This window comes from Streptomyces sp. NPDC048295 (genome assembly GCF_040652135.1).
In the GTDB taxonomy this organism is placed as follows: domain Bacteria; phylum Actinomycetota; class Actinomycetes; order Streptomycetales; family Streptomycetaceae; genus Streptomyces.
The window spans coordinates 1-13423 of the sequence record NZ_JBEZLL010000040.1 but is presented as its reverse complement, the minus strand read 5'-3'; the positions used below and the strand labels follow the sequence as shown (position 1 = coordinate 13423).

General features: G+C 72.2%; 9 protein-coding genes. 6 read left to right on the top strand and 3 right to left on the bottom strand.

Going from position 1 to position 13423, the window contains the following annotated elements:
* The first annotated feature begins 192 nt into the window (after positions 1-192).
* On the top strand, positions 193-3327 hold the full coding sequence (locus tag AB0D53_RS37845; RefSeq protein WP_362453906.1) for an AAA family ATPase: 3135 nt from the start codon (positions 193-195) through the stop codon (positions 3325-3327).
* A gap of 24 nt (positions 3328-3351) precedes the next feature.
* Here the strand turns inward: AB0D53_RS37845 and AB0D53_RS37840 are convergent, their stop codons facing one another.
* From AB0D53_RS37840 to AB0D53_RS37830, 3 genes are all read right to left on the bottom strand, one after another.
* A complete protein-coding gene (locus AB0D53_RS37840; RefSeq protein ID WP_362453950.1) occupies positions 3352-3669 on the bottom strand; it encodes a DUF6191 domain-containing protein in 318 nt (105 codons plus the stop codon).
* Positions 3670-3700: 31 nt separating this feature from the next.
* On the bottom strand, positions 3701-4858 hold the full coding sequence (locus tag AB0D53_RS37835; protein ID WP_362453949.1) for a PQQ-dependent sugar dehydrogenase: 1158 nt from the start codon (positions 4856-4858) through the stop codon (positions 3701-3703).
* 189 nt (positions 4859-5047) lie between these two features.
* Positions 5048-6004: an aldo/keto reductase gene (locus tag AB0D53_RS37830; RefSeq protein WP_362453948.1), complete on the bottom strand. Its 957-nt coding sequence runs from the start codon at positions 6002-6004 to the stop codon at positions 5048-5050.
* Between the two features lie 169 nt (positions 6005-6173).
* On the opposite strand from AB0D53_RS37830, the gene AB0D53_RS37825 reads away from it, so the two are divergent.
* The 5 genes from AB0D53_RS37825 to AB0D53_RS37805 all read left to right on the top strand — a co-directional run.
* Positions 6174-7136: a 2-hydroxyacid dehydrogenase gene (locus AB0D53_RS37825; protein WP_362453905.1), complete on the top strand. Its 963-nt coding sequence runs from the start codon at positions 6174-6176 to the stop codon at positions 7134-7136.
* Between the two features lie 346 nt (positions 7137-7482).
* The gene (locus tag AB0D53_RS37820; protein WP_362453947.1) at positions 7483-10248 is read left to right on the top strand and encodes an EAL domain-containing protein; all 2766 of its coding nucleotides are present in this window, start codon (positions 7483-7485) and stop codon (positions 10246-10248) included.
* A 216-nt stretch (positions 10249-10464) separates the two neighbouring features.
* On the top strand, positions 10465-12321 hold the full coding sequence (locus tag AB0D53_RS37815) for an acetolactate synthase large subunit (protein WP_329813950.1): 1857 nt from the start codon (positions 10465-10467) through the stop codon (positions 12319-12321).
* 22 nt (positions 12322-12343) lie between these two features.
* On the top strand, positions 12344-12871 hold the full coding sequence (ilvN, locus tag AB0D53_RS37810; RefSeq protein ID WP_148839397.1) for an acetolactate synthase small subunit: 528 nt from the start codon (positions 12344-12346) through the stop codon (positions 12869-12871).
* A gap of 100 nt (positions 12872-12971) precedes the next feature.
* Positions 12972-13423 (top strand): NAD(P)-binding domain-containing protein (locus AB0D53_RS37805; protein WP_362453904.1); only part of this gene is annotated, 452 nt, incomplete at its 3' end.

Here is a 13423-nt window from a genome sequence, read left to right as displayed (position 1 = left end):
ATGACCGCGGAACCGGCGTCCGACGGACCCGGACCGATGCTCGACGGTTCTGATCCGGGGCCGGACGGTCCGGGTCGGGACGTTTCTGGTCCGGGGCCGGACGGTCCGGGTCGGGACGTTCCTGCCCCGGGGCTGGACCTTCCTGGCCCGGACCTTCCTGGTCCGGGGCCCGCGCGGCCGGACCCGTGTGCGATGCTCGGCGACGTGGAGACCAGGTCCGTCAGTCCCGTGTTCGTCGGCCGCGAGGGCGAGTTCGCCTCGCTCGTCGACGCGCTCGCCCGCGCCGGCGCGGAGGGCGCCGACACCCCGGGCGAACCGCAGGCCCTGCTGGTCGGCGGTGAGGCGGGGGTCGGCAAGACCCGGCTGGTCGAGGAGTTCCTCGCGGCCGCGGTCCGCCGCGGCGCGGCCGTCGCCGTCGGCGGCTGCGTCGAGATCGGTGCCGACGGCCTGCCCTACGCCCCGTTCTCCACCGCGCTGCGGGCCCTGCGCCGCACCCTGCCCGAGGAGGTCGCCGCGGCCTGCGCGGGGCAGGAGGGCGAGCTGGCCCGGCTGCTTCCCGAGCTCGGCGAGGCCGACCGGGACGCGACCGGCGAGCACAGCACCGCCCGCCTCTTCGAGCTCACCGCCAGACTGCTGGAACGCATCTCCGCCGAACGCGCCGTCGTCCTCGTCCTGGAGGACCTGCACTGGGCCGACGCCTCCACCCGCCACCTCCTCGCCTACCTCTTCCGCACCGTGCGCAACGGCCGCCTCGTCGTGATCGGTACCTACCGCTCCGACGACATCCACCGCCGCCACCCGCTGCGCCCCCTCCTCGCCGAGCTGGACCGGCTGCGCACCGTCCGCCGGATCGAGCTCGCCCGTTTCAACCGCGCCGAGGTCCACCGCCAGCTCACCGGCATCCTCGCCGCCGCCCCCGAGGCCGCCCTCGCGGACGAGATCTTCGAACGCTCCGACGGCAACGCCTTCTTCGTCGAGGAACTCGCCTGCAGCCTGGAGAGCGGTGACCACTCCCGGCTCTCCGACTCGCTGCGCGACCTCCTGCTCGTACGGGTCGAGGCGCTCCCCGACGACGCCCAGCAGGTCGCCCGGATCGTCGCCGAGGGCGGCTCCGCCGTCGAGTACGGACTGCTCGCCGCGGTCGCCGGGCTGACCGAGGACCAACTCATCGAGGCGCTGCGGGCGGCCGTCGGCGCCAACCTGCTGCTCACCACCCCGGAGGGCAGCGGCTACCGCTTCCGGCACTCCCTGGTCCGTGAGGCCGTCAGCGACGACCTGCTGCCCGGCGAGCGCTCCCGGCTCAACCGGCGCTACGCACAGGCCCTGGAGGCCGACCCCGCCCTCGTCCGCGCCGGGGAGCGCGCCACCCGCCTCGCCAGCTACTGGTACGGCGCCCACGATGCCGCCAAGGCGCTGCCCGCCGTACTGAAGGCCTCCGTCGAGGCCCGCCGCCGCTACGCGTTCTCCGAACAACTCCGCCTGCTGGAACGGGCGATGGAGCTGTGGGACGACGCCCCCGACGACGTGCGCCGCACCCTGCGGCCCATCGACTACGCCGAGAGCTACCCGGCCTGCGGCTGCGACCCCGACACCACCCCGCTGCGCTATCTCGACCTGATGGCCGAGGCCACCGTCGCCGCCCGGTTCGGCGGCCAGCGCGAACGCGCCCTGGCCATCGCCAAGAAGGTCATGCGGGTCCTGGAGGGCGAGAACGACCCGTTGCGCGCCGCCTGGTTCTGGGTCCAGCGCTCCCGGCTGATGCAGGACCTCTCCCGCGGCGACGGCCGGGAGGAGCTGGCCACCGCCCAGAAGCTCGTCCGCGGCCTGCCCCCGTCCGCCGTCCACGCCGATGTCCTGATGAGCGTGGCGGGATGGGGCGCCCTGCACCGCCCCGGCGCCGAGACCCTGCTCGCCGCCGACCGGGCGGTGGAGTACGCCAGGCTCGTCGGCGACGAGTACATCGAGCTGCACGCCCGGCTCACCCGCGGCTGGCTCACCGCCGAGGCGGGCGGCGTCGACGAGGGCATCGCCGAGATGTACGCCGTCCGCGACCGCGCCGACGAACTGCACCTGGTCGGCATCATGAGCCGGGCAGGTATCAACCTCCCCTCCACCCTCGAATCCATGGGCCGCTCCCTGGAGGCCGTGGCCGCCGCGGACCACGGCATCGAGATCAGCCTCAGCCACGGCATCGCCGACATGGAGGCCTGGGTCCGCTGCAACCGGGCGGACTCGCTGTTCTCCCTGGGGCACTGGGACGAGAGCCGGGCCACCACCGACGCGGCGGCCCGCGCCGCCCGGTCCGGCAAGGCGCATGGAATCGTGGCCTCGCGCCGCACCGAACTCGCCCTGGCCCGGGGCGACCTGGCCGAGGCGGAGGCGCAGCTCGCCCTGGCCCGGCGCAGTTTCGGCTCCCGGGACCCGCAGCCCCAGCACGTCATCGCCCCCGCGCGCCATGCCATGACCCTTGCCGTGCAACAGGGCCGGCTGACCGATGCGCGGGCCGAGTTCGAGGCCCGATCGGAGCAGGGATTCCCGCCCGGCACCCAGCGGTACGCCCTGCCGCTGCTCCATGTCGCGGCCGCCGCCGAGGCCGACGCCCGGGGCCTGCCCGCCGCCGACCCGGGCCGGCCGGCGATTCTCGCGCGCATCCGCGCCCACCTGAAGGGGCTGCCGATGCTCATCCCCGTCTGGGCCGCCCATGGTCTCCTGATCGATGCCGAGCTGGCCAGGGCGGAGGGCCTCGACACCCCCGGCCACTGGTCCCGCGCGGCTGCCGCCTTCGCGCCCCTGCACCGCCCGTACGAGCTGGCCCGGATCCAGCACCGCTGGGCCGAGGCCCTCCTCGTCGCCGGCGGTGACCGGTCCACCGTCACCGCCCTGCTGCGCGAGGCGCACGCCACCTCCGTGCGGCTCGGCGCGCGCCCGCTGACCGGGACCGTCGAGCTGCTGGCCGGCCGTGCCCGCATCGCCCTCACCGCCCCGGACCGCGACACCGCCCCCGGGATCCCGTCCGCCGTCACCGTCCCCGCCGAGGACGGCACCGGCGACGGTGCCGTCGACCGGGAACGCACCGAGGACCGGCTGCGCGAGGCGGCCGCGGCCGCGGTGGAGTCCTTCGGGCTGACGCGGCGCGAACAGGACGTGCACCGGCTGGTCGCGGCGGGCCACACCAACCGCAGGATCGCCGAGGAGCTCTACATATCGCCCAAGACGGCGAGCGTGCACGTCTCCAGCATTCTCGCCAAGCTCGGCGTCTCCAGCCGCGGCGAGGCGGCCGCCCTCGCCCACCGGCTCCGGCTGTACCCCACCCCGGACACCCCCTGACCGTGGCCGGCCCGCATCGCTCCCTCAGACCCGGGCGTCGGGGGCGTCCGGGTCCTGACCGGGGCCCCGGTCCTTGGCGGCATGGGCGCCCGGGTTCTGCTCGGGTCCCCGCTCCGTGCCGGCGTGGGCGTCGGTGGCCTGCTCGGGTCCCCGGTCCGTGCCGGCCGCGGCGTCGGTGTCCGTGCCGGGGGCTCTGACGACCACTTTTCCGGAGGCCAGGTCTATCGGCCCGCGCCCCGGGTCACCGACGCCGAGATCCACCCGGGTCAGCTCCAGCCGCTTCTGCTCCTCGGCGGCGTGCTTGCGGCCCGGTGCGAAGAGTTCCTCGAAGAAGTTGAACACCGGCCGCACGCCCTTTCACCTGCTGTAGCCGCTACCGCACCGCCAGCTCCAGGATCCTGTCGTCTCCGGGCTCGGGGGTGCCACGGGTGTCCGTATTGCTCGTGACGAGCCAGAGCTTGTCGCCGCCCGCGGCGAGCACGGTACGCAGACGGCCGTATTTCCCTTCCAGGAACGACTGCGGCGCCGCGAGAGGTTCCCTCCCGCCGCTGCCGGACAACGGAATCCGCCAGAGCCGCTTCCCGCGCAGGCCGGCCATCCAGATCGAACCCTTGACGAAGGCGATTCCGCTCGGGGACGCCTCGGACGTCTTCCACTGTGCCACGGGATCGATGAAACCCTTCCGCCCCGCCCGGCCCTCGGCCTCCGGCCAGCCGTAATCACCGTCCGGCACGATCCGGTTCAGCTCGTCCCAGGTGTCCTGCCCGAACTCGGACGCCCACAGTTGCTGCCGCCCGTCCCAGGCCAGCCCCTGCACATTGCGGTGGCCGTACGAATACACCACGGAGTCGGCCGCCGGATTGCCGTGCAGCGGTTCCCCGTCCGGAGTCATCCGCAGGATCTTGCCGGCCGGCGACTTCTTGTCCTGGGCGAGGGAGTCGTCGCCCGTGTCCCCGGTGCCCGCGTACAGCATGTGGTCGGGGCCGAAGGCGATCCGCCCGCCGTTGTGGATCGCCCCCTTGGGGATGCCGCGCAGGATCGTGTCCGGCGCGCCCAGCAGCCGGCCGGGCGTGGTGCCGTTCTCGTCGTACTGCATGCGGGCGATGCGGTTGTCGGACTCGGTCGTGAAGTACGCGTACACCAGGTGGTCCGCGCCGTACGTGGGGGAGACCGCGATCCCCAGCAGTCCGCCCTCACCGGCGGGCGACACCCCGGGCACTGCTCCCAGCAGGGTCTTCTTGCCGGTCTTCCCGTCGATCCGGGTGATCGTGCCCTTGTCGCGGGAGGAGACCAGCAGATCACCGCCGGGCAGCGCCGCCAGCCCCCAGGGCGAGTCCAGGCCCTCGGTGAGCGTCGACACCACCCGCACCGAGCCCTTCGCGGGCGGCAGGGACGGCGAGGCGGACGGCTTCGGGGCGGAGGAGGAGCGGGCGACCGGTGGCGTCCCGCCGACGCCCGCCGTGCCGGCGGAGCCACCGTCCGAGGAGCACCCCGAGATCAGCACCAGCGAGCCGGCCGCCAGCGCGGCCACCGTCCCGCGGCGCAGGCCACGGCGGCGGCCCCGCGGCCCGGCGGGGCCTCGTACAGATCCGAACAGAACACCGCGCACAGCACCGATCCCTTCGACGGCCACCTGACCACTGTTCTTACACCGCGGCCCCGCCCCGGGGCTCACGACGCCCGCCAATTCTGCCGACCGGTGCTCGGGGGCGGGGGGACCTCAGTCCCAGGACCCCTGCGCCCTGGGCAGCGCGGCGATCTCCGCCAGATCCCGCGGGGTCAGGGTGAGCCCGGCCGCCCCCGCGTTCTCCACCGCCCACTGCTCCCGCTTGGTGCCCGGCACCGGCACCACATGCGGCCCCTGCCGCAGCACCCAGGCCAGCGCCACCTGCGCGGCAGTCGCCCCGTGCCGCTCGGCGATCCGCCGCAGCCCGACGACCACCGGCTGGTTCGCCGCCATCATCTCCGCCGTGAACCGGGGATGCCGGGCGCGCAGGTCCTCCGGCTCGAAGCCCTGCCCCGGCGTCAGCGTGCCGGTCAGATAGCCGCTGCCCAGCGGCATCGCCGCCAGCAGCCCGACACCCCGCGCCGTGCACCACGGAAGCAGGGACTCCAGCGCCTCCGGCGACCAGACCGAGAGCTGCGCCTGCACCGCGCTCACCGGGAAGACCTGCTGCACCCGCTCCAGCTGACGGATCGTTTCGTCGTACATCCGCGAGCCCGGCCGGCGCGAGGCCCGTGCCCCGACCGCGCAGAGCCCGAGCGCCCGCACCTTTCCGGCGGTCACCAGCTCCGCCATCGCACCCCAGGTCTCCTCGACCGGCACCTCGGGATCGGCCCGGTGCAGCTGGTACAGATCGATCACATCGGTCTGGAGCCGGCGCAGCGAGGCGTCGCAGGCCCGCCGCACATAGCCGGGACGGCCGTTGGCCACGATGTGCTGATCACCCACCAGCAGTCCGCACTTGGTGGAGACGAACGCGTCCGGCCTGCGGCCCTTCAGCGCCCGCCCCACCAGCAGCTCATTGGTGAACGGGCCGTACATGTCGGCCGTGTCGAGCAGTTGGACGCCCGCGTCGAGCGCGGCGTGCACCGTACGCAACGCACGGTCACCGCGCTGCTGCGAGGCGCTGTACGCCCAGCTCATCGGCATGCAGCCGAGACCGACCGCCCCCACGGCGAGCGCCGCCGCACCGAGACTCCTGCGCTCCAACTCCCCGATCCTCCCCAGGCCCTGCCGTCGAACCGGGCCCATGCCCCGCCGTCCACGGGACCGCACCGCACCCCAAAGTAACCTCTGCCGCCCGCCGCTCCTCGCACGGCCTCCGCCGATTAGCCTCCTGACCATGACGAAGACCTCCGACGTGACGAAGACGCCCGACGTATGGCTGCCGTTCCCGGCCGACGAGATCGAGGGGCTCCCCGAGGGGCTCAACTACCTTTTCTGGGACGGCGAACCGGACTACCCCGCCGACCCCGCCGACTGCGCCTTCTACGTCGTGCCGTACATGAAGGGCTCCGAAGTCGCGGTCCGGCCGCTCGGCGGCATGGCGGGCGTCCGGGTCGTGCAGACGCTCTCCGCGGGCATCGACCACGTCGAGCCCGGGCTCGGCCTGCTGCCGGCCGGGGTGCGGCTGTGCAACGCCAGGGGGGTCCACGAGGCGTCCACCGCCGAGCTCGCCCTCACACTGATCCTCTCCTCCCTGCGCGGCGTCCCCGGGTTCGTCCACGGCCAGGACAAGGAGGAGTGGCGGTCCGGCTTCTACCCGGCGCTCGCCGACAAGTCCGTGCTGATCGTGGGGTACGGGTCGATCGGCGCGGCCATCGAGGACCGGCTCGCGGCCTTCGAGTGCGCGCGGGTGGCGCGCGTCGCGCGCTCCGCACGGACAGCCGCACGCGGCCCCGTGCACACGCTCGACGACCTGCCGGCACTCCTGCCCGAGGCCGATGTCGTCGTGCTGTCCACCCCGCTGAACCCGTCCACGCAGGGGCTGGTCGACGCGGAGTTCCTCGCCGTGATGCGGGACGGGGCGCTGCTCGTGAACGTCGCACGCGGCGGCGTCGTCGACACCGAGGCACTGCTGCTCGAACTCCGGTCCGGCCGGCTGCGGGCCGCCCTCGACGTCACCGACCCGGAACCGCTGCCCGCCGGCCACCCGCTCTGGCATGCTCCGAACGTCCTGATCACCCCGCACGTGGGCGGCAGCACATCGGCCTTCGAGCCACGCGCCAAGCGCCTGCTGGCCGCGCAGCTGCGCCGGTTCGCCGCGGGGGAACCGGTGCAGAACGTGGTACGCACCATCGACTGACCACGCTGCGGAGCTTCTCGGTCGCACACTGTTCCGGACAGCACCCTTGATCGTCACGGAGAGTAGAGAAGCTATGTCCCTGCGTGACCAGTCTGGTGTATCGTCCCGAAAGGGGCGCTGCGCCGGGGAAGGGGACGGCGCCGGGGAGGACGCGACACGCGAGGGGGCGACGGGCGATGTACGGCCGATGGGTGCATGATCCGACACCGCCGGACAGCCGACGGGGGATGGCGGGCCGCCGGGTGCGAGCGCACCCGACGACACCGGGGGCGCCCCGGTGAGCGCGCCGGCCGACGCCCTCGGCGCGCTCCTCTCCCGGAGGACGGCCGTGGGCGGCGCGTCCGCGATGGTCTGGCAGGTCCTGCTCGGCGTCGTCTGGGCCGGATATGCCGCGGGGGCGGTCCTCGGCTGGGGTTCGCCGCAACTGGCGCTCGTCATGGGGGATTTCGGTCTCAGCGCGGCGGCGCTGATCGCCGCCGTCTCCTGCTTCCGCTACGCGCGGGCCGGCAGCAGCCGGTTCCGGCCCGCCTGGCTGCTCTTCTCGCTCTCCTCGTTCATGGCCTCTGCGGGCAACGCGGTCTGGGGCTGGTACGAGGTGGTGCTCGGACTCCCGGTGCCCACCCCCTCCCTGGCCGACGTCTTCTTCGTCTGCTTCGCGCCGCCCGCCATCGTGGGGCTGCTCGTCCTCGCCAAGCGCCCCGTCACCCGGGCCGGGTGGCTCTGCCTCGCGCTGGACTCCTGGCTGATCGGCGGATCACTCCTCACGCTCTCCTGGAGCCTCGCCCTCGCCCACACCGCGCATCTGGTGGACGCCGAGGGCGTGAGCGTGGCACGCGCCGCGCTCGCGCTGGCCTATCCGCTGCTGGACATCGTGCTGGTCTCCATGGTGCTGGCCCTGCACTTCCGGCGGTCCAACGTCAACCGCTCCGCGGTGAACACCGCCGTTGCCGCGCTCGCCCTGACGGTCCTGTCCGACGCCCTGTTCACCTCACCGCTGCTGCGCCAGACCTACCACTCCGGCCAGATGCTGGACGCGGGCTGGTTCGCCGGCTCGCTGCTCCTGGCGTACGCCCCCTGGGGCGCGAACAGGGCCGCGGACAACGCCCTCCCGCCACGGAGCACCCTTCCCGCCAGCCGCCCCATCGCGGGATCGCTGGCCGCGCTGACGCCCTATCTCGCCGCCGCCGTCTGCACCCTCGGCATTCTCTACAACGCCGTCGAGGGCCGCCGGGTGGACCGCGTCGTGATCCTCACCGGCTGCACGGTGGTGCTCGCCCTGGTCGTCCGGCAGGGCATCATGCTCGTCGACAACATCGCCCTCACCCAGGAACTGGCGCAGAAGGAGAACCACTTCCGATCCCTGGTGCAGGGCTCCAGCGACGTCATCATGATCGCCGCCCCCACCGGTGTGCTGCGCTACGTCAGCCCCGCCGCCGCCGGGGTGTACGGGCGCGAAGCCGACGACCTGGTCGGCGCCGAGCTCGCCTCGATCATCCACCCGGAGGACCTGGGGCGGGTGGTCCACGAGGTGCGCCGGTTCCTCGCCGCACCGCCGAGCGAGGAGCCCACCACCCGGATCGAGTGCCGCTTCAGATCCGGTACGGGCGACTGGCTCAACGTCGAATCCACGGTCAACCGCCACCAGGGCGGCCTGATCCTCAACAGCCGCGACGTGACCGAACGGGTCCGGCTGCAGGCCCAGCTGCAGCACAACGCCGAACACGACCCGCTCACCGACCTGCCCAACCGGGCCCTGTTCACCAAGCGGGTCCGCCAGGCCCTCGGCGGCCGCCGCTCCGGCGACTCCGGCACCGCCGTGCTCTTCATCGACCTCGACGGCTTCAAGGCGGTCAACGACCGCCTCGGCCACCAGGCCGGCGACGAGCTCCTCGTCCAGGCCGCCCGCCGCCTCCAGGAATCCGTCCGAGCGGGCGACACCGCGGCCCGCCTCGGCGGCGACGAATTCGCGACGATCATCCTCGGCGACGGCACCCGCGACCAGTCCGCCCGGGAGTGCCAGGTCCACGAGATCGCCGACCGCCTGCGCCTCACCCTCTCCCAGCCGTACCGGATCGGCACCGGAGAGGTCCGGGTCGCCGCGTCCATCGGGGTCGCCTTCGCCGAGCCCGGCATCACCCCCAGCGACCTCATGCGCAACGCGGACCTCGCCATGTACCGCGCCAAGGCGGGCGGCAAGGACCGCGTCGAGCTGTACGCCCCGCAGATGCAGGCCGAGGTGGTGCGCCGCTCCGAGCTGGCCGCCCGGCTGCGCACCGCCCTGCGTGACGGCGAGTTCGCCCTGCTCCATCAGCCCGTCGTGCACCTCGCCAGCGGCACGGTCGCCGCCGTGGCCGCCCAGGCCCGCTGGCGGTCCGCCCAGGGCATCCTGTTCACCCCGGCCGAGTTCCTCCGCGTCGCCGAGGACGGCGACCGCACCGCCGAGCTCGGCCGCTGGCTCCTCGAAGAGGCGGTCGAACAGGCCGCCGACCGCGCCAGGGCCGGACACCCGGTCTCCGTCTCCGTGCGCCTGTCCGCCCGCCGGCTCCTCGACAAGGGGATGCCGTACGGCTCCGTCGAGGCGCTGCTCACCCGGCACGGTCTGCCCTCCGGAGCCCTGATGATCGAGGTCGCCGACAGCGACCCCCGGATCTCCTTCGACGAACTGGAGCAGCGTCTCGTGGCCCTGCGCCGCATCGGTGTCCGTATCGCGCTCGACGGCTTCGGCAGCGGCTACGCCGCGATCAACGCCCTGCGCCGGCTCCCCATCGACGTACTGAAACTGGACCGCGGCCTCGTCGAGGGCGTGGTGGAGTCCGCCCGGCTGCACAAGATCACCAGCGGCCTGCTGCGCATCGCCTGCGACCTCGGCATGCAGTCCGTGGCCGACGGGGTCGACGTACCGGAGCAGGTCCTCGCGCTGCGCGCCATGGGCTGTACGCACGGCCAGGGAATGGCCTTCTCCGGGCCGCTCGACGAGTACCGGCTGCGCCGCGCCCTGGCCCGCGGCGAGTTCCCGGTGCCCGGCAGCACCATGGCTCAGCCGGTCCTGACCGGCGGCTCCGTCCCCCTCTTCAGTGGTTCACATGCTGAGACGCCTGTCCCACCCACTTGACACGCCGAGTGCGTCGGAGAGAGGGTCAATGCCATGCGCACCCGAATTCTCGTACTTGGAAAGCGCGTCGGCTGAAGCAGAGTCCCACCAGGCACTCTGCAGACCGCACCGACGCGCTCCCCTCGCTTGCCTCACGGCACGAGGGGTTTTTTGTTGCACCGGCACCACGCAAACTGTTGCAAAACACCCGCAGAAACCCTCAGCTTCGAGAAGAGAATGCCGATGACCGAGCAGGCCACCGGGGCCCACCATCCCCAGCCGCGGGCCCGTAACGGCGGACCGTCCGCCGCCACCGTTGAGCACGTCACGGGCGCGCAGTCCCTCATCCGCTCCCTCGAGGAGGTGGGGGCCGACACGGTATTCGGCATTCCAGGCGGCGCCATCCTTCCGGCGTACGACCCGATGATGGACTCCACCCGGGTCCGCCACGTGCTGGTCCGCCACGAGCAGGGCGCCGGACACGCCGCCACCGGCTACGCGCAGGCCACCGGCAAGGTCGGCGTCTGCATGGCCACCTCGGGCCCCGGCGCCACCAACCTGGTCACCCCGATCGCCGACGCCCACATGGACTCCGTCCCGCTGGTCGCGATCACCGGCCAGGTCGCCTCCAAGGCGATCGGTACGGACGCCTTCCAGGAAGCCGACATCTGCGGCATCACCATGCCGGTCACCAAGCACAACTTCCTGGTCACCAAGGCCGAGGACATCCCGCACACGATCGCCGAGGCCTTCCACATCGCCTCCACCGGCCGTCCGGGACCGGTCCTCGTCGACATCGCCAAGGACGCCCTCCAGGCGCGGACCACGTTCAGCTGGCCGCCCACCCAGGACCTGCCCGGCTACCGCCCGGTCACCAAGCCGCACGCCAAGCAGATCCGCGAAGCCGCCAAGCTGATCACCCAGGCCAAGCGGCCGGTGCTGTACGTCGGCGGCGGCGTCATCAAGGCGGGGGCCACCGCCGAACTGAAGGTCCTCGCAGAGCTCACCGGAGCGCCCGTCACCACCACACTGATGGCGCTCGGCGCATTCCCCGACAGCCACCCGCTGCACGTCGGAATGCCGGGCATGCACGGTGCGGTCACCGCCGTCACCGCGCTGCAGAAGGCCGACCTGATCGTCGCTCTCGGAGCCCGTTTCGACGACCGCGTCACCGGCAAGCTGGACAGCTTCGCCCCGTACGCCAAGATCGTCCACGCCGACATCGACCCCGCCGAGATCGGCAAGAACCGCGCCGCCGACGTCCCGATCGTCGGGGACGCCCGCGAGGTCCTGGCCGACCTGGTCCAGGCCGTCCAGGCCGAGCACACCGAGGGCCATGTCGGCGACTACGCCGCCTGGTGGAAGGACCTCAACCGCTGGCGCGACACCTATCCGCTCGGCTACGACCTGCCCGAGGACGGCAGCCTCTCGCCGCAGCAGGTCATCCAGCGCATCGGCCGGCTCGCCCCCGAGGGCACGATCTTCGCGGCGGGCGTCGGCCAGCACCAGATGTGGGCCTCGCACTTCATCCAGTACGAGCAGCCCGCCACCTGGCTGAACTCCGGCGGCGCCGGAACGATGGGGTACGCGGTCCCGGCCGCGATGGGCGCCAAGGCCGGCATGCCGGACCGCACGGTCTGGGCGATCGACGGCGACGGCTGCTTCCAGATGACCAACCAGGAACTCACCACCTGCGCGCTCAACAACATCCCGATCAAGGTCGCGATCATCAACAACGGCGCGCTCGGGATGGTCCGCCAGTGGCAGACCCTGTTCTACAACCAGCGGTACTCCAACACCGTGCTGCACTCCGGCGCGGACACCGAGGGTGTCCCGGCGAAGGGCACCCGGGTCCCGGACTTCGTCAAGCTGTCCGAGGCCATGGGCTGCTACGCGATCCGCTGCGAGGACCCGGCCGACCTGGACAAGGTCATCGAGGAGGCCAACTCCATCAACGACCGCCCCGTCGTGGTGGACTTCATCGTCCACGAGGACGCCATGGTGTGGCCGATGGTCGCCGCCGGCACCTCCAACGACGAGGTCATGGCCGCCCGCGGGGTCCGTCCCGACTTCGGCGACAACGAAGACGACTGAGAGACAGAGAGAGACCGACTCCATGTCCACCAAGCACACGCTCTCCGTCCTGGTCGAGAACAAGCCCGGTGTCCTCGCCCGGATCACCGCCCTGTTCTCCCGCCGCGGCTTCAACATCGACTCGCTCGCGGTCGGTACCACCGAACACCCCGACATCTCCCGCATCACGATCGTCGTGAGTGTCGAGGACCTGCCCCTGGAGCAGGTGACCAAGCAGCTCAACAAGCTGGTCAACGTCCTGAAGATCGTCGAACTCGAGCCCTCCGCTGCGATCCAGCGCGAGCTCGTCCTGGTGAAGGTCCGCGCCGACAACGAGACCCGCTCCCAGATCGTCGAGATCGTCAAGCTGTTCCGCGCCAAGACCGTGGACGTCTCCCCGGAGGCCGTCACGATCGAGGCGACCGGCGGCGCCGACAAGCTGGAGGCCATGCTCAAGATGCTGGAGCAGTACGGCATCAAGGAGCTGGTCCAGTCCGGCACCATCGCCATAGGGCGCGGCGCGCGCTCGATCACCGACCGTTCGCTGCGCGCCCTCGACCGTACGGCGTAGCGACCGCCGCCTCGCCGCTCGTATGGCGAGACCCGAAAACGTATGAGACGCACCCCGCCGTACGGTGGGACGCAACACCTGCACACCAAGGAGAAACCCAGTGGCCGAGCTGTTCTACGACGACGATGCCGACCTGTCCATCATCCAGGGCCGCAAGGTCGCGGTCATCGGCTACGGCAGCCAGGGCCATGCCCATGCGCTGTCGCTGCGTGACTCGGGTGTCGATGTCCGGGTCGGTCTGCACGAGGGCTCGAAGTCCAGGGCGAAGGCCGAGGAGCAGGGCCTGCGCGTGGTGACCCCGTCGGAGGCCGCGGCCGAGGCGGACGTCATCATGATCCTGGTCCCGGACCCGATCCAGGCCCAGGTCTACGAGGAGTCCATCAAGGACAACCTGAAGGACGGCGACGCGCTGTTCTTCGGTCACGGCCTGAACATCCGTTTCGACTTCATCAAGCCGCCGGCCGGCGTGGATGTCTGCATGGTCGCGCCGAAGGGCCCGGGCCACCTGGTGCGCCGTCAGTACGAGGAGGGCCGCGGTGTTCCGTGCATCGT

Bases quoted from the DNA above. Each gene is read 5' to 3' on its own strand.
- AB0D53_RS37845 (WP_362453906.1), top strand. From the start codon at position 193: ATGCTCGGCGACGTGGAGACCAGGTCCGTCAGTCCCGTGTTCGTCGGC.
- AB0D53_RS37825 (WP_362453905.1), top strand. From the start codon at position 6,174: ATGACGAAGACCTCCGACGTGACGAAGACGCCCGACGTATGGCTGCCG.
- AB0D53_RS37820 (WP_362453947.1), top strand. From the start codon at position 7,483: ATGGTCTGGCAGGTCCTGCTCGGCGTCGTCTGGGCCGGATATGCCGCG.
- AB0D53_RS37815 (WP_329813950.1), top strand. From the start codon at position 10,465: ATGCCGATGACCGAGCAGGCCACCGGGGCCCACCATCCCCAGCCGCGG.
- ilvN (WP_148839397.1), top strand. From the start codon at position 12,344: ATGTCCACCAAGCACACGCTCTCCGTCCTGGTCGAGAACAAGCCCGGT.